The sequence below is a fragment of the Actinacidiphila alni genome (genome assembly GCF_900112845.1).
GTDB classification, from domain to species: domain Bacteria; phylum Actinomycetota; class Actinomycetes; order Streptomycetales; family Streptomycetaceae; genus Actinacidiphila; species Actinacidiphila alni.
Map to the genome: position 1 here is coordinate 311395 of NZ_FONG01000009.1, position 15935 is coordinate 327329.

Sequence of the window (15935 nt, forward strand, 5' to 3'; positions counted from 1 at the left end):
CCCCTTCCCCGCTCCACCGCCCGGAAGGAACCGCCGTGCACGTCACCCCGCCCAGCCCCCAGTCGCTGATCGAGCGACTGGCCTCCCCCGGCTGCCCGCCGTTCGCCCTGCTGCACCGCCGTACGCCCGGCCGTCCCGAGGACGTGGTGGAGGTGCTGCTCGGTCCGGTCGGCGGCGTCGAACTCCTCGCCGACATCCCGCTGCCGGCGGGCCCGCCCGCCGGCAGCGCCGCGGTCACCGACGCGCTCGCCCTCGTCCCGTACCGGCAGATCCGCGAGCGCGGCTTCGACGTCCGCGACGACGGCACCCCGCTGACCGTGCTGCGGCCCGAGGAGTCGTACGAACTGCCGCTCGCCGAGCTGCTGGCCGCGCTCCCGGAGCGGGAGGTACGGGTCGAGGGCGGCGCCTTCGACATCGACGACGACACCTACGCGGGGATCGTCGAGCGGGTCATCGAGGACGAGATCGGGCGCGGCGAGGGCGCCAACTTCGTGATCCGCCGGACCTTCCGCGGCACCGTACCCGGCCACGGGCCGCAGACGGCGCTGGCGCTGTTCGCCCGGCTGCTGCGCGGCGAGCGCGGCGCCTACTGGACGTATGTGGTGCACACCCCGGAGCGCACCCTGGTCGGCGCGAGCCCGGAGGTGCATGTGCGGATGTCAGGGGGCACGGTGGTGATGAACCCGATCAGCGGCACCTATCGCTATCCGGCCGAAGGGCCGTCCGCCGAGGGCCTGTTGGCGTTCCTGCACGACCCGAAGGAGGTCGAGGAGCTGACGATGGTGGTGGACGAGGAGCTGAAGATGATGTGCACCGTCGGTGACCTCGGCGGTGTGGTGGTCGGCCCGCGGCTGAAGGAGATGGCGCATCTCGCGCACACCGAGTACGAGTTGCGCGGGCGCTCCTCGATGGACGTGCGGGACGTGCTGCGCGAGACGATGTTCGCCGCGACCGTCACCGGTTCGCCGGTGCAGAACGCCTGCCGGGTCATCGAGCGCTACGAGCCCGGCGGGCGGGGCTACTACGCGGGCGCGCTGGCGCTGATCGGCCGGGACGCGGGCGGCGCGCAGACGCTGGACTCGCCGATCCTGATCCGTACCGCGGAGATCTCCCCGGCCGGTGAGCTGAAGGTGCCGGTCGGCGCGACGCTCGTACGGCACTCCCGGCCGGACGCCGAGGTCGCCGAGACGCACGCCAAGGCGGCCGGGGTGCTCACCGCGCTCGGTGTGCGGCCGGCCCCGGCCCGTGCCGGCGGCGGGGCGCGGCCGAGGCTGGCCGACGACATCAGGGTGCGGGCCGCGCTGGACGCCCGGCGGGCGCACCTGGCGCCGTTCTGGCTGCGGATGCAGTCCCCGCGGCCGGACGCGGCGCCCACCGCGCACGCCCTGGTGGTCGACGGCGAGGACACCTTCACGGCGATGCTCGCGCATGTGCTGCGCTCGGCCGGGCTCGCGGTGACCGTACGGCGCTTCGACGAGCCCGGACTGCGGGAGGCGGCCCTCGGGCACGAGGGTCCTGTCGTGCTCGGGCCCGGGCCCGGCGACCCGTCGGACACCGCCGATCCCAAGATGCGGCTGCTGCGGGGGCTGGCCGCCGAGCTCGTCGCCGGGCACCGGCACGGCATCCTCGGCGTCTGCCTCGGCCATGAACTGCTCGCCGCCGAGCTGGGTCTCGACATCGTCCGCAAGGCGCGTCCCGCGCAGGGCGCCCAGGAGCGCGTCGACTTCTTCGGGCGGCCGGAGACGGTCGGTTTCTACAACACGTTCACGGCGCGGGCGGACGCCCACGCCGTGGAGGAGCTGGCCATGCACCAGGTGACCCTGAGCCGGGACCCGTACACGGGCGACGTCCACGCGATGCGCGGCCCCGGCTTCGCGGGCGTCCAGTTCCACCCCGAGTCGGTGCTGACCCTGAACGGGCCGGCGCTCGTGGCGGAGCTGCTGTCCACCGTGACGGTGGGCTGACGGTCGTGACGGTAGGCTGACGGTCAGACCGCGAGCGGCTGGGCCCGGGCGCCGGCCATCAGCATGTGCACCGCCGAGAGCATCACCTCAGCCGAGGCCGTACCGTCCAGGACCAGGTCGGCGCGGGCGCGGGAGGGCGCCACGTATTCCGCGTGGCGCTCCCGCCCGCTGAGCAGGTAGTTGCGCAGCGACAGGCCGGGGTCCTGGCCGAGGACGTCGATCTTGCGGAGGATCTTGCGGGCGAGCCGGATGTCGTCGGGGGTGTCGACGTACACCCGCCAGGTCGCGCGGGCGACGACGGCCGGGAGCGTGAGGGCGAACAGGCCCTCGACGACCACGAGACGGCAGAGCCCGCCGGTGGTGAGGGCGTCGACGGCCGCGACGGCGGCCCCCTCGTCGATGGAGCCCGGATGGTTCCAGTCGAGGGTGTCGGCGCCGGACGCGCTGCGGGTACGTACCCCGCGCACGGGGTCGTGCGCGGGGACGTAGAAGTCGTCGAGATGGATGAGACCGACGGTCTCGGGGTCGTGCCGCACCAGCTCTTCGGCAAGGGTCGACTTGCCGGATGCGGTGCCACCTGCGACCGCCAGTACGGGCACCTGCTGCCCGCTCGCCACACCCGTCATACCGGGCGCTCCTCATGTGCTCAATGGGGGGAAACGAAGCGGCCGGACCAGACACTGTCTACGCCGGGTGACGGGAGGATAGGACGCGGAGATCGCTGGTGACAAGCGGTGTCGGGCAAGCGACGGGCAAAGGAATTCCCGGTGGTGCGAGCGGGTGTTCCGAGCGTTGTCCCGGCCGCTATCCGAAGAAGACGCCGACCTCCTCGTAGAGCCGGGGATCGACGGTCTTGATCCGGGCCGTGGCGTCGGCGATCGGCACCCTGACGACGTCGGTGCCGCGCAGCGAGACCATCTTCCCGAAGTCCCCGTCGCGCACCGCCTCGATGGCGTGCAGACCGAAGCGGGTGGCCAGCCAGCGGTCGAAGGCGCTGGGGGTGCCGCCGCGCTGGACGTGGCCGAGGACGGTGGTCCTGGCCTCCTTGCCGGTGCGCTTCTCGATCTGGTTGGCCAGCCACTCGCCGATCCCGGAGAGCCTGACGTGGCCGAAGGAGTCGAGCGTGCCGTCCTTGAGCACCATGTCGCCGTCCTTGGGCATCGCCCCCTCGGCGACCACCACGATCGGCGCGTAACGGATCTTGAAGCGGCTCTCCACCCAGGCGCACACCTGGTCGAGGTCGAAGCGCTGTTCCGGGATGAGGATGACATTGGCGCCGCCGGCCAGGCCCGAGTGCAGGGCGATCCAGCCCGCGTGCCGGCCCATCACCTCGACGACCAGGACCCGCATGTGCGACTCGGCGGTGGTGTGCAGCCGGTCGATGGCCTCGGTGGCGATGTTGACCGCCGTGTCGAAGCCGAAGGTGTAGTCGGTGGCGTCGAGGTCGTTGTCGATGGTCTTGGGGACGCCGACGACCTTGACGCCGTGTTCGTCGTGCAGGGTGGCGGCGACCCCGAGGGTGTCCTCGCCGCCGATCACGATGAGCGCGTCCACGTCCTGCTCGGCGAGCGTGCGCCGGACGCGTTCCACGCCGCCCTCGACCTTGAGCGGATTGGTGCGCGAGGACCCGAGTATGGTGCCGCCGCGCGGGAGTATGCCGCGCACGGCGGGAATGTCGAGCGGCACGACATCCCCTTCGAGGGGCCCCCGCCAGCCGTCCCGGTAACCGGTGAACTCGAACCCGTACTCCTGGACGCCTTTACGTACGATGCCGCGAATGACCGCGTTGAGACCTGGGCAGTCACCGCCGCCGGTCAGAACTCCGACCCGCATGGACTCTTCCCTTCGTCACAAAGCCAGACAGCGCCGGTGTGTCGAACACCGGTACCGCTAGCGTGACTTGGGTCACATGCCGCCGTCCAGATCGCCGTCAAGACCGGCCTCGATCGCGTACCGGACCAGCTCGACGCGATTGTGCAGCTGGAGTTTGCCGAGGGTGTTCTGCACGTGGTTCTGCACGGTGCGGTGCGAGATGACCAGCCGCTGGGCGATCTGCTTGTAGCTCAGGCCCTTGGCGACCAGACGCAGCACCTCGGTCTCCCGGTCGGTGAGCCGGGGCGCCTCGGGGCCCTCGGCCGCCGCGGGCGGCGGCACGGTCGCCAGCCTGCGGTATTCGCCGAGGACGAGGCCGGCCAGGCCCGGGGTGAAGACGGGGTCGCCGACGGCGGTCCTGCGGACGGCGTCGACGAGTTCCTCGCGGCCGGCGGACTTCAGCAGATAGCCGGTGGCGCCGGACTTGACCGCCTCCAGGACGTCCTCGTGCTCGCCGCTCGCGGACAGCACCAGGACGCGGACGGCCGGGTCGTCGGACATGACCTGCTTGCAGACCTCGACGCCGGAAGCGCCGGGCAGATTGAGGTCGAGGACGATCACCTGCGGGCGGGCGGCACGGGCCCGGCGGACCGCCTCGGGCCCGTCGCCCGCGGTGGCGACCACGGTGAAGCCCGAGTCGGACAGGTCGCGGGCCACGGCGTCGCGCCACATGGGGTGGTCGTCGACCACCATGACGGTCACGGACGGGGCGGGCTGGTCGGTCATGCGGTCCTGCTTCCGTCGGCTTCACTGAGTACGGGTACGGCTCGGGCGGCTTCACCGGCGGCGGGTACGGCTGTCCCGGCGTCGGCGGGTACGGCGGGGACGGCGGGTACGGGTTCCGGTGCGGCCGGGGCGTCCGCCGCCCGCCTCGGCAGCCGCAGTTCCACCTCGGTTCCCTGCCCCGGCACCGAGTCCACCACGGCGGTGCCGCCGAGGTCCCGCAGCCGGCCGCGGATGGACTGGGCGACCCCGAGCCGCCCTTCGTCCTCGGCGGCGGCCAGCCGCCCCTCGGCGATGCCCGGTCCGTCGTCGCGGACGCTGACCAGCACCGCGTCCGGTTCGTCCTCGACCAGGATCCAGGCGTGCGCGCCCGCGCCCGCGTGCCGCCGCACATTGTCCAGCGCGGCGCCCACGGCCGCGGTCAGCTCGGCCGCCGCGTCCGGTGCGAGCAGGACGGGCGTGCCGGGCGCGGACAGCGTGACGCTCGCGGAGGCGTACGGCGCGAGCAGGGTGGTGAGGTCGTGCGGTCCGGCCGCGAGGGTGTCGTCGGCGCCGCGGGCCTCGGGCAGCGGGCCGCCGGTGATCAGGGTGCGCAGCGCGGCCTCCTGCTCGCCGGCCATCCGGCCCAGCTCCGCGGCCTCTCCCCCGGCCTGGTTGCCGCGCCGCTGCACCATGGCGAGCACCTGGAGCACACCGTCGTGGATGTCGCGGGCCAGCCGCTCGCGCTCCCGGGTGGCGGCCTCGATCTGCAGGGCGCGGGCCAGGGTGCGCTCACTGGCGCGGGCGACCTCCACCACGTAGCCGATGGCGATGCTGGCCACCCAGATCAGCACCACATTGTGCAGGGTGTCGCGGCTGGGCGTGCCGCGCTCGATCAGGTCGGCGGCGGCCACCAGCGTTGAGGCGACGGCGGCCCACCGCCAGCCGCCCTTGACGGCGAAGGCCAGCACCGAGCCCGCGGTCCATATCGACGGCAGCGTGAAGGAGCCCGCGTCGATCCGCTGCTGGGTGTCCACGACGGCGGTGAGCAGCACACCGGTGATCGCGACCGTGAGGTCGATCGCCAGGAAGCGCTTGGTGCAGCGCTCGGCGGACATCACCCGGCCGAGGGTGGACAGCGTCCATACGGTGAGGACGGCCATGTACGCGCCGGCGCCCAGCGGGTGCAGCAGGTCGTCGTAGGCGTAGGCGTACAGCGAGAGGGCGTAGCCGAGGGTCAGGACGCGGTAGGCGGTCAGCGCGCGCCAGAGCGGTTGTTCGACGGACATGCGCATGCCCGGCCGTCCCGGTTTCCCCGGTCTTCCAGGCTTGCCCGGCATCCCGTCGCCCTCCGCCCCTCGGGCCGGCCGGTCACTGGCCGGCCGGCTGCTCCTGCTTTATGTCGCCGGGACCGCCCTCGCCGGTTCCCCCGCCGGAGCCGTCCGAACCGTCGGAGCCGCTCTGCGGCGCCTGGGCCGGGCCGGAGTCCGAGCCGCGGCCCGCGGCCTTCTCCTGCTCGGCGGCGCGCTTGGCGGCCTCGGCGATCTGCCGCTTGGCGGCGGTGGCGTAGATGTCCACGTACTCCTGGCCGGACAGCTTCATGATCTCGTACATCACCTCGTCGGTGACCGAGCGCAGGATGAAGCGGTCGCCCTCCATGCCGTGGTAGCGGCTGAAGTCCAGGGGGGTGCCGATCCGGATGCCGGGCCGGATCGACAGCTTGGGCATCACCTGGCCGACCGGCTGCACCTTCTCGGTGTCGATCATGGCGACCGGGATCACCGGGGCGCCGCTGGCCAGCGCGACCCGGGCCAGGCCGCCCGGCTTGCCGCGGTAGAGCCGGCCGTCGGGCGAGCGGGTGCCCTCGGGGTAGATGCCGAAGAGTTCGCCGCGCTCCAGCACCGCCAGGCCGCTCTTGATCGCCGCCTCGCCCGCCCCGCGCGCGCCCGAGCGGTCCACCGGGAGCTGGCCGACGCCCTTGAAGAAGGCGGCCGTCAGCTTGCCCTTGATCCCGGGCGAGGTGAAGTACTCGGCCTTCGCGATGAAGGTGACCTTGCGGTCCAGCATCGCGGGCAGGAAGAAGGAGTCCGAGAAGGACAGGTGGTTGCTCGCCAGGATCGCCGGCCCCTCCCGGGGGATGTTCTCCAGGCCCTCCACCCACGGGCGGAAGGCAGCCTTGAGCGGCGAGCCGATGGCGATCTTCATCGCACCGTAGAACAACCGAGGACCTCCTGTATCCGACGGGAAGACCTTAACGCCAGTCGGGCGCGGTCTCTCCCGCACGCGCCCCCGACCGGCTCCGCCGCGCCGGTCACCGGTTGCCGCCGACGGGGCTTACCGCTTGGTATCGGGGCCGCGTACGCTGAAGTCTCCACCCTTCGTGCCAGTCGCGTTTTCCCCGAGATCGCGCCCTCGAACAGGAGACCCACGGTGCCGCTCATGCCCGGAGCCGAACCGTACCGCCATGACGGCGGCGAGATCGGCGTCCTGATCTGTCACGGATTCACCGGCACACCGCAGTCCATGCGCCCGTGGGCCGAGTATCTGGCCGCCCGCGGCCTCACCGTCTCCGTCCCGCTGCTGCCCGGTCACGGCACCCGCTGGCAGGACATGCAGCTCACCGGCTGGCAGGACTGGTACGCCGAGGTCGACCGCGAGCTGCGGTCGCTGTCCGACCGCTGCTCGCAGGTGTTCGTCTGCGGTCTGTCGATGGGCGGCACCCTGACGCTGCGGCTGGCGCAGAAGCACGGCGCCGCGATCAGCGGCATCGTGCTGGTCAATCCGTCGGTCAAGGCGGACAGCGTCCAGCTCAAGGCCATACCGCTGCTCAAGCACGTGGTGCCGTCGGTGGCGGGCATCGCCAGCGACATCGCGCTGGAGGGCAGTTCGGAGACCGGCTACGACCGGACGCCGCTGCGCGCCGTGCACTCGCTGAGCAAGCTGTGGCGGACCGTGCACGCGGGGCTGCCGCAGGTCACGCAGCCGGTGCTGCTGCTGCACAGCAAGGTCGACCATGTGGTGCACCCGTCCAATTCGGCGGCGGTGCTGTCCAGGATCTCCTCCACCGACGTCACCGAGCACGTGCTGGAGCGCAGTTACCACGTCGCGACGCTCGACCACGACGCCGAGCGGATCTTCGCGGAGTCGTACGGCTTCATCGAGCGGCTGTCCCGGCCGGCCGCCGGTGCCGGCGCCGGTACGGCCGCGGGCGCGGGCGACGAGGTGGCGGGGGGTACGGCCGGTGGCTGACCGCGAGGACGAGGGCACCGCTCCGCAGGAGGAGGAGCCCGCCCGTCCGCCGCTCGACGAGGAGGCGGCCTGGGCGGCGCTCGTCGCCGGCTACGACGACGAGCCGGAGCCGGGCGCGGCGCAGGTCTGGCCGGACTCGGAGAACGTGCCGGAGCCGCGCCGCGGCGCGGGCGCCGCGAAGGGTACGGGCAACGGGTCGGGAGACGGTTCGGCAGATGCTTCCGGCGACGGTTCGGGCGACCCCGACGCCGACCCGGGCGCGGAGCCGGACGGCAAGGCGGTCCCCCGGCCGCCGCTGCCCGGTTCCCACCGCAGCATCGTCATCCACCCGGTCATCCAGGGTCCGCGCGACTTCGAACTGGCCGACGACGACGAGGACGCGCATTTCGTGCCGCCCGAGCCGCCGCCGCTGCCGGACGCCGATGTGACGACGAAATTCGCCTGGATCGCGGTGCTGGGCGGGCCGCTGCTGCTGATCGTGTTCGTCCTGCTCCAGATCGAGCTGACCTGGTGGGCGATCACCGTGGGCGTCGGCGGTTTCCTGGGCGGGTTCGGCACGCTGGTGGCGCGGATGCGCACGGGTGAGGACGAGGACGACGACCTGCCGGGCGGCGGCGCGGTCGTCTGAGCCGCCTGGCCTCTTCTACAAATCCTCGCGCGTGCCTACGCGTCCTCGGCCGCCGGCGCGGCGGCCGGGACGCGGAGGGCGGCCAGGACCGGCATGTGGTCGGTCGCGGTGTGCAGATCGGCCTCGCTGATCCCGGGCAGTCCCAGCGGCACCCCGCAGCCCAGCACCTCGATGCCGGGCGTCGCGAAGACCGCGTCGATCCGCTGGTAGGGCGGCCGCTGGTTGGTGACCTCGCCGCCCCACGGCTTGGTGGCGAAGCCGTCCTGGAGGACGGCGGCGATCCGGCCGAAGCCCGGCCGCTCCGGCGGCTCGTTGAAGTCGCCGCCGAGCACGACGTACGGCTCGCCCATCGCGGCGACCCGGTCCAGCGTCAGGCCCGCCTGCTGCCGGCGCTCGCCGGGCGACAGGCTGAGGTGGGTGGAGACCGCGGCGAGGCGGGCACCGCCGTACCGGAGCACGGCGGTGGCGAAACCGCGCTGGTGCAGCCCCGGGTGGTGCGGCATCAGCAGGTCCTCGGTGCGCTCCACATGGGCGCGCAGCGAGGACAGGATCATCGGTCCGGCACAGGTCGCGCCGCCGGTCACGTACACCAGGCCGGACTCCTGTGCGAGGCGGGCCGCGGCCTTGCGCCAGCGGAAGAACCGCGGTGCCTCCTGGATCAGGACGAGGTCGGGGGCGCAGGCACGGATCACCCGGGCCAGCGCCGCCGTGTCGTCCCGCATGGAACGGATGTTGTAGCTGAGCACGCGGACGACCGCCGAGCCCCCCGGCTCGGTGGCGGAACTCGGCAGATCCTCCACTGTCATGGTGTTCAGCCCTGTCGTGCCAGGTCGGCCGCGCCGACCAGTCCTGCCTTGCCGCCGAGCTGCGCGGCCAGCACCTGGGCGTGCGGACGCCACTCGCCGCCGATCAGCCAGCGCCGGAAGGACTTGCGGATCGGGTCGAGGACGAGTTCGCCCTCGTCCGAGACGCCGCCCCCGACGATGAACGCCGACGGGTCGAAGAGCGAGGCCAGGTCGGCGAGACCGGCCCCGGCCCAGCGGGCCAGTTCGCGGAAGGAGTCGGTGGCGACGGGGTCGCCCTGGCGGGCGGCGGCGCTGATGTGCCGGCCCTCGATGCCGTCGACCGTGCCGTCGCCGAGGGCGAGCAGCACTTCCGCGTTCTCCGGGGTCGCGTTGGCCCGCTGCTTGGCGTAGCGGACGAGCGCGCGGCCCGAGGCGTACTGCTCCCAGCAGCCCTGGGAGCCGCAGCCGCACAGCAGGCCGTCCGGCACGACCCGGATGTGCCCGAACTCGGCCGCGACGCCGAACCGGCCGCGCCGCAGCTTGTTGCCGATGATGATGCCGCCGCCGAGACCGGTGCCGAGCGTGATGCAGATCACATCGGAATGGCCCTGCCCGGCACCGAACCGGTATTCGCCCCAGGCCGCCGCGTTGGCGTCGTTCTCCACGACCACGGGGAGTTCGACGCGCTGCTCGACCTTGTCCTTCAGTGCCTCGTGCCGCCAGTTGATGTTGGGAGCGAAGAGAACCGTGGCCCGCTTGTCGTCGACGTAGCCGGCGGCGCCGATGCCGACGGCCTCGATCTGGTGACCGGTGCTGACCTGGCGCACCGCGTCCACGATCGCGTCCACGACGCCTTCGGGAGTCGGCGGCGTGGGCACCTTCACGGTCTCAAGAATCGAGCCTTCCTCGTCGACCACGCCGGCCGCGATTTTGGTGCCGCCGATGTCGACGCCGATGGTGAGTCCCATGTGTCCCTCAGTTTTCGGTCGATCCCCGCTTAGGAGAACCGTACCGGAGGGAGGCTCAGTCGAGGTCGATGTGTTCAGTCGGTGAACTCGGCGACCGGTCCTCGCCCGTCCAGCCGGACTCGTGCTGGGCCACCGCGGACCGGTATGCGGCCAGCAGTTCGGCTCCCGCGGCCGACAGATGATCGAACACATCGGGATTGCGGTCCTTGATGGGTTCGACAACTGAACGCACCTGGGAGATGACGCCCTGGGCGGCGAGCTGTACCGCGGGGTTCCGCAGACCCGCCAGTTTGTCCGTGACGGCCTCGGCGAGACGGCGCCATTCGTCCGCGGCGCTGCCCACGCCCTGCCCGGCCTGCTCGCGCCGTCTGGCGTGCTCGGCCGCGATGTCCTCGGCGCTGGCCTTCGCCCACGCGTCGGCGTCGGGGCGTTCCGTGGATTCGCTCATGTTGGGCTCCCAAGGGGCGGTCCGGGCTTTTTGCGCGGTTCCCTCGACGGTACCCGAGGAACGCCTCAGCGCGGCCAGAGCGCGGGATCGGGCGTGAACCGTACGCGCAGGGCGCCGTCGCGCAGCGCCGCGCCGGAGACGGTGCAGCGGCGCAGGGCCGACGGCAGCGGCACGATCCGCCGGAAGCCGCCCGCGTCCACGACGAGTTCGTCCCCGTGCCTGACCAGGTCGAGACCGTCGCGGGAGGCGCCGGGCAGCGGCAGGGACCAGACGAAGTGGCCCTCGTCGGCGAGCAGGTCCTCGACGGTCCAGGGGTCGGGGCGGACACCGTCGGCACCCTCTTCTGGCACGCCCGGGTCCAGGGCGAGCGGCGCCAACTCCGCCGCCCCGTACGGCTCCGCGCCCAGGTGCGGCAGTTCCCGCAGCGCCACCCCGTCGGCCGCGCACGGCTCGGCGACCGCCTTGAGGTGGTCCTGCTGGCGGGCGGCGAGCCCGGCGAGGAAGGGGTCGGCGGAGCCGGTGGGCAGCAGCCGGTTGGCGGCGACGGCCGTCAGCCGGTGTCCGAACAGGGCGAGCCCGGCCCTGGCGTCGGTCAGCACCCGCTCGGCCCGCGGGCCAGGCTCCACGACCAGTGCGACGCTCGTCCCGGTGTGTTCGATCACCGCCTGGACGGCGGACAGTTCGCGGTCGGCGCGGGCGGCGGCCTCGTACGCCCACTCGGCGGGCATCGGTACGCCGGCGAGCTGGGCGAGCACCGGCCGCAGCGCGCGGGCCGCCTGCCGGTCGGCGGGCAGCAGCCGGCGCAGGTAGCGGCGCAGTTGCTCGGGCAGGGCGAGCAGCGCGACGGCCTCGCGGACCGGCGGCAGGTCGACGACGACCAGGTCCCACGGCGGCCGGTCGTCGTGGCCGACGGTGTGCACGTCGCGCAGCGCGCGCAGCAGCGCGAGCGCGTCGGCGCCGGGGACGTCGGTCAGCTCCTCCGGGTCCAGCGGGGCCGCGCCGAGCAGGTCGAGCAGGGTGCCGATCCGCTGCTGGAGGTCGAGGGTGGCGGCCCGGAAGGAGGCGGCCGTGTCGACGGCGGCGACCCGCAGGTGCGGTACGCCGTCCACGGCCTCGGGGCGGCCGAGCGCGGCGGAGCCGGACAGCGGTCCCGCCGCCTCCGGCGCGGGGGCCAGCGGCAGCAGGGCGGCGATGTCCGCGCGGTCGCCGGTCAGCAGGACGGTGCGGACGCCGGAGCGGGCGGCGGCCACGGCGGTCGCCGTCGCCACGGTGCTGCGGCCCGCGCCGCCGTGGCCGGTGACCAGCAGGGTGCGGGGCGCGGCGGCGCCTTCGGGGCCGTGCGGGGACATCCGGTTCAGGCCGGGTCGTCCGGTGTGGCGGTGGCGGCGCCTTCCGGCGCCGCGTCGTCCGCGCTCCCCGCGTCGCCGGATTCCACGCGCTTCTTCAGGCCCGCGAGCGCCCGGTCGATGATGACCTTCTCCGCCTTGCGCTTGATCATGCCGAGCATCGGGATCTTGACGTCCACGGTGAGCTGGTACGTCACCTCGGTGCGCGTCCCGCCGTCGCGCGGCGCGAGCGCGTAGGAGCCGTCGAGGGTGCGCAGCATCTGCGACTTGACCAGCGACCAGCGCACCTCGTTGGCGCTGATCCAGGTGTAGGCCAGGGTGTGGTCGTCCTTGATGGCGCCGGCGTCGAGCAGCAGCCGTACCTGTTCCGCGCGGCCCTCGGCGTCGGTGGCGAGGACTTCCGCCTCCTTCACCTCTCCGGTCCATTCCGGGTAACGGCCGAAGTCGGCGATGACGCCCATGACGGCGGCCGGGGCCGCCTCGATCGTGATGCTCGACTTCGTGTGTTCCGCCATCGCCGTGGCCCCTCCGGGACGTCGCGTGCCATTGCTGCTGAAGGCTACCGCGTGCAGGTCGGGCGGCCGTCACCGCTGCGCGCCCGCGGTGTCACCACTCCATCGCCCAGGGCGTACGGGTGTGGTTGAAGTGGCCGACGTTGACGCATTCGGTGCGGCCGATCCGCATCCGCGGCACCAGCGGCTGGTGGACGTGGCCGAACAGCGCGAATGTCGGCCGTACGGTACGGATGGCGTCCAGCAGCGCCTCGCTGCCGCGCTCGAAGCGCCGGGCGGTGGTGTCGTAGCACAGCTCGGGGACGGCGGGCGGGATGTGCGAGCAGAGCACGTCGACCGGGCCGAGGGCGGCGACCTTGGCCGCGTACTCCTCCTCGGCGATCTCGTACGGGGTGCGCATCGCGGTGCGCAGGCCGCCGCCGACGAAGCCGAAGACCCGGCCGCCGATCTCGGCGGTCGCGCCGTCCAGCACGGTGGTGCCGGGGCCCGCGTACTCCGGCCACAGGGCGGGGATGTCGACATTGCCGTAGGTGGCGTACGTCGGTGTCGGGAAGGCGGCGAACAGCTCGGCGTACTGCTTGCGGACCGCCGATTCGATGGTGCCGCGGCGGTCGAGCCCGGCCCACAGCGACTGGTCGAGCACCCGGGCCTCGTCGAAGCGGCGGGCGGTGCGCAGCTCGACCATGCGGTCGGCGTTCTCGACGCCGAACAGGTCGGGGAAGATGCCGCGGGAGTGGTCGGCGTAGTCGAGGAAGAGCACCAGGTCGCCGAGGCAGATCAGGGCGTCCGCGCCCTCCCCGGCACGGCGCAGGGCCTCGGCGGCGCCGTGGACGTCACTGACCACATGGACCCGCATGCCGACACTTTATAACCGAGCACGCCAGAGCGGGTTACCCGCGGCTCGCGCGCGGGCTGGACTACTGTTCCTGGGGTTGGAGCACCAGCCGCTCCCCCCGGTGTGTGATCCGTGTGCACGGCGTGTGTGATGCTGAAAACATCTGTACTGCCCCCCTACCGCCGGAGCTTTACCGATGGGTAACGTCCAGGCCGTCCACATCTTTCCCTCCGGGTGCGCCGTGGCACCGATGAGGAGCAGCCGCCTTGCGTGAGTTCAGCCTTCCGGCCCTGTACGAGGTCCCCGCGGACGGCAATCTGACGGATCTGATCCGCCGCAACGCCGACCGGCACCCGGACACCGCCGTCATCGCCCGCAAGGACGCCGCCGGCCGGTGGCAGGACATCAGCGCCGTGGCCTTCCTCGCCGAGGTACGGGCGGCGGCCAGGGGCCTGATCGCCTCGGGCGTGCAGCCCGGCGACCGGGTGGCCCTGATGTCCAGGACCCGTTACGAGTGGACGCTGCTGGACTTCGCGGTGTGGAGCGCGGGCGCGGTGACCGTACCGGTCTACGAGACGTCGTCGGCGTCGCAGATCGAGTGGATCCTCGGTGATTCCGGCGCCGTCGCGGTGGTGGTGGAGTCCGAGCCGCACGAGAGCGCGGTGGAGTCCGTACGGGAGCGGCTGCCGCAGCTCAAGCACCTGTGGCGGATCGACACCGGCGCGGTGGACGCGCTGGTCTCGGCCGGCACCGACATCTCCGACGCGGTGGTGGACGAGCGCAGCGCGAGCGCGAGCGCCGACTCCCCCGCGACCATCGTCTACACCTCGGGCACCACCGGCCGTCCCAAGGGCTGTGTGCTCAGCCACCGCAGCTTCTTCGCCGAGTGCGGCAATGTGGTGGAGCGGCTGCGCCCGCTGTTCCGCACCGGTGACTCCTCGGTGCTGCTCTTCCTGCCGCTGGCCCATGTCTTCGGCCGGCTGGTGGAGGTCGCGGCGGTGATGGCGCCGATCCGGCTCGGCCATGTGCCGGACATCAAGAATCTGACGGACGACCTCGGTTCGTTCCGGCCGACGATGATCCTCGGGGTGCCGCGGGTCTTCGAGAAGGTCTACAACACCGCGCGGGCGACCGCGCAGGCCGGCGGCAAGGGCAGGATCTTCGACCGGGCCGCGGCCACCGCGATCGAGTACAGCCGGGCGCTGGACTCCGCGGCCGGCCCGTCGCTGAAGCTGCGCATGACGCACAAGGTCTTCGACCGGCTGGTCTACGGCAAGCTGCGCGCGGTCCTCGGCGGCCGGGCCACCCACGCGATCTCCGGCGGCGCGCCGCTGGGCGAGCGGCTCGGCCACTTCTACCGCGGCATCGGCTTCACGGTGCTGGAGGGCTACGGCCTGACCGAGTCCTGCGCGGCCACCGCCTTCAACCCCTGGGACCGTACGAAGATCGGCACGGTCGGCCAGCCACTGCCCGGTTCGACGGTACGGATCGCCGACGACGGCGAGGTGCTGCTGCACGGCGAGCACCTGTTCACCGGCTACTGGAACAACGAGGCGGCGACCGCCGAGGCGGTCTCCGACGGCTGGTTCCACACCGGTGACCTCGGCTCGCTGGACGAGGACGGCTATCTGTCGATCACCGGCCGCAAGAAGGAGATCATCGTGACGGCGGGCGGCAAGAATGTCGCGCCCGCGGTGATCGAGGACCGGATCCGGGCGGACGCGCTGGTCGCCGAGTGCATGGTGGTCGGCGACGGGAAGCCGTTCGTGGCCGCGCTGATCACGCTGGACGAGGAATTCCTGCCGCACTGGGCGGAGCAGCACGGCAAGGCCGGTGCCACCGCCGCCGAGCTGGCGGCCGACCCGGAGCTGCTCGCGGCGGTGCAGCACGCGGTGGACGAGGGCAACGCGGCGGTCTCCAAGGCCGAGTCGGTGCGCAAGTTCCGTATCCTGCCGACCCAGTTCACCGAGGAGTCCGGCCACGTCACCCCGTCGCTGAAGCTCAAGCGCAATGTGGTGCTGAAGGACTTCGCGGACGAGATCGAGGCCCTCTACCAGCGCTGAGCCGCCGGCCGGGAGGCAGGCGGCCAACGCCTTTCTTGCTGCGGCCGGGGTCAGCCGATGATCTCCTTGCGGCCGGAGCCGGCGCCGATGGAGATCTTGCGGGGCTTGGCGCGCTCGGCGATCGGGATCCGCAGCGTCAGCACGCCCGCGTCGTAGTCGGCCCTGATGTGCTCGGTGTCGAGGGTGTCGGCGAGCACGAGCTGCCGGGAGAAGACACCCAGCGGCCGCTCGGACAGCTCCATCTGCACGTCGTCGGCCTTGACCGCGGGCCGTCGCTCGGCCCTGACCGTGAGCATGTTCCGCTCGACGTCGACGTCGATCGCGTCGGTGGGAACGCCGGGGAGGTCGAAGGCGACCACGTACTCGTCACCCTCGCGGTAGGCGTCCATCGGCATCGCCGAGGGGCGGGTCCACGTCCCGGGACTCGTCAGCTGCTGTGCCAGCCGGTCCAGTTCACGGAAGGGGTCGGTGCGCATCAACATCGGAATACACCTCCAGTGGGTTCAGGCAGTTACTGCCAATGCGCCTCACGGACACTGTTGTAACATGTCATCCAATGGATG

At 72.4% G+C, this 15935-nt stretch carries 16 protein-coding genes; 4 read left to right on the forward strand and 12 right to left on the reverse strand.

The window, feature by feature from the left end:
• Window positions 1–35: 35 nt before the first annotated feature.
• Window positions 36–1964, forward strand: a complete 1929-nt coding sequence (locus BM076_RS17865; protein ID WP_093714551.1) for an anthranilate synthase family protein — start codon at window positions 36–38, stop codon at window positions 1962–1964.
• A 23-nt stretch (window positions 1965–1987) separates the two neighbouring features.
• Here the strand turns inward: BM076_RS17865 and BM076_RS17870 are convergent, their stop codons facing one another.
• From BM076_RS17870 to BM076_RS17890, 5 genes are all read right to left on the reverse strand, one after another.
• A complete protein-coding gene (locus BM076_RS17870) occupies window positions 1988–2590 on the reverse strand; it encodes a uridine kinase family protein (RefSeq protein WP_093714552.1) in 603 nt (200 codons plus the stop codon).
• 178 nt (window positions 2591–2768) lie between these two features.
• Entirely contained in the window at window positions 2769–3797 is a 1029-nt protein-coding gene (locus BM076_RS17875) for a 6-phosphofructokinase (protein WP_093714553.1), read from the reverse strand.
• Window positions 3798–3869: 72 nt separating this feature from the next.
• A complete protein-coding gene (locus BM076_RS17880; RefSeq protein ID WP_093714554.1) occupies window positions 3870–4562 on the reverse strand; it encodes a response regulator in 693 nt (230 codons plus the stop codon).
• Entirely contained in the window at window positions 4559–5833 is a 1275-nt protein-coding gene (gene macS / locus BM076_RS17885; protein WP_407640670.1) for a MacS family sensor histidine kinase, read from the reverse strand. The genes BM076_RS17880 and macS overlap by 4 nt, the downstream gene beginning before the upstream one ends.
• Before the next feature lie 76 nt (window positions 5834–5909).
• Complete coding sequence (locus BM076_RS17890; RefSeq protein WP_245796119.1) at window positions 5910–6758, reverse strand: lysophospholipid acyltransferase family protein; 849 nt, start codon at window positions 6756–6758, stop codon at window positions 5910–5912.
• Between the two features lie 210 nt (window positions 6759–6968).
• Between BM076_RS17890 and BM076_RS17895 the strand changes: the two genes are divergently transcribed.
• On the forward strand, window positions 6969–7787 hold the full coding sequence (locus BM076_RS17895; protein ID WP_093714555.1) for an alpha/beta hydrolase: 819 nt from the start codon (window positions 6969–6971) through the stop codon (window positions 7785–7787).
• Window positions 7780–8415, forward strand: coding sequence for a hypothetical protein (locus tag BM076_RS17900; RefSeq protein WP_093714556.1), 636 nt, complete (start codon window positions 7780–7782; stop codon window positions 8413–8415). The genes BM076_RS17895 and BM076_RS17900 overlap by 8 nt, the downstream gene beginning before the upstream one ends.
• A gap of 35 nt (window positions 8416–8450) precedes the next feature.
• Here BM076_RS17900 and BM076_RS17905 read toward each other — a convergent pair whose 3' ends face one another.
• The 6 genes from BM076_RS17905 to BM076_RS17930 all read right to left on the reverse strand — a co-directional run bounded on the left by BM076_RS17905 (window position 8451) and on the right by BM076_RS17930 (window position 13330).
• Window positions 8451–9221, reverse strand: a complete 771-nt coding sequence (locus BM076_RS17905; protein WP_093714557.1) for an endonuclease/exonuclease/phosphatase family protein — start codon at window positions 9219–9221, stop codon at window positions 8451–8453.
• 5 nt (window positions 9222–9226) lie between these two features.
• Window positions 9227–10168, reverse strand: a complete 942-nt coding sequence (locus tag BM076_RS17910; protein WP_093714558.1) for an ROK family glucokinase — start codon at window positions 10166–10168, stop codon at window positions 9227–9229.
• A 55-nt stretch (window positions 10169–10223) separates the two neighbouring features.
• Window positions 10224–10616 carry a DUF5304 family protein gene (locus BM076_RS17915; RefSeq protein ID WP_093714559.1) on the reverse strand — a complete coding sequence of 131 codons (393 nt, stop codon included), beginning with the start codon at window positions 10614–10616 and terminating at the stop codon, window positions 10224–10226.
• 65 nt (window positions 10617–10681) lie between these two features.
• Window positions 10682–11965, reverse strand: coding sequence for an ArsA family ATPase (locus tag BM076_RS17920; RefSeq protein ID WP_093714560.1), 1284 nt, complete (start codon window positions 11963–11965; stop codon window positions 10682–10684).
• 5 nt (window positions 11966–11970) lie between these two features.
• Window positions 11971–12477: an SRPBCC family protein gene (locus BM076_RS17925; protein ID WP_093714561.1), complete on the reverse strand. Its 507-nt coding sequence runs from the start codon at window positions 12475–12477 to the stop codon at window positions 11971–11973.
• A 91-nt stretch (window positions 12478–12568) separates the two neighbouring features.
• Window positions 12569–13330, reverse strand: coding sequence for a metallophosphoesterase family protein (locus tag BM076_RS17930; protein WP_093714562.1), 762 nt, complete (start codon window positions 13328–13330; stop codon window positions 12569–12571).
• Between the two features lie 245 nt (window positions 13331–13575).
• On the opposite strand from BM076_RS17930, the gene BM076_RS17935 reads away from it, so the two are divergent.
• A complete protein-coding gene (locus BM076_RS17935; protein WP_093714563.1) occupies window positions 13576–15372 on the forward strand; it encodes an AMP-dependent synthetase/ligase in 1797 nt (598 codons plus the stop codon).
• A gap of 50 nt (window positions 15373–15422) precedes the next feature.
• On the opposite strand, the gene BM076_RS17940 is transcribed toward BM076_RS17935, so the two are convergent.
• Window positions 15423–15854 (reverse strand): Hsp20/alpha crystallin family protein, encoded by a 432-nt coding sequence (locus BM076_RS17940; protein ID WP_093714564.1) that lies wholly within the window; start codon window positions 15852–15854, stop codon window positions 15423–15425.
• Between the last annotated feature and the right edge of the window lie 81 nt (window positions 15855–15935).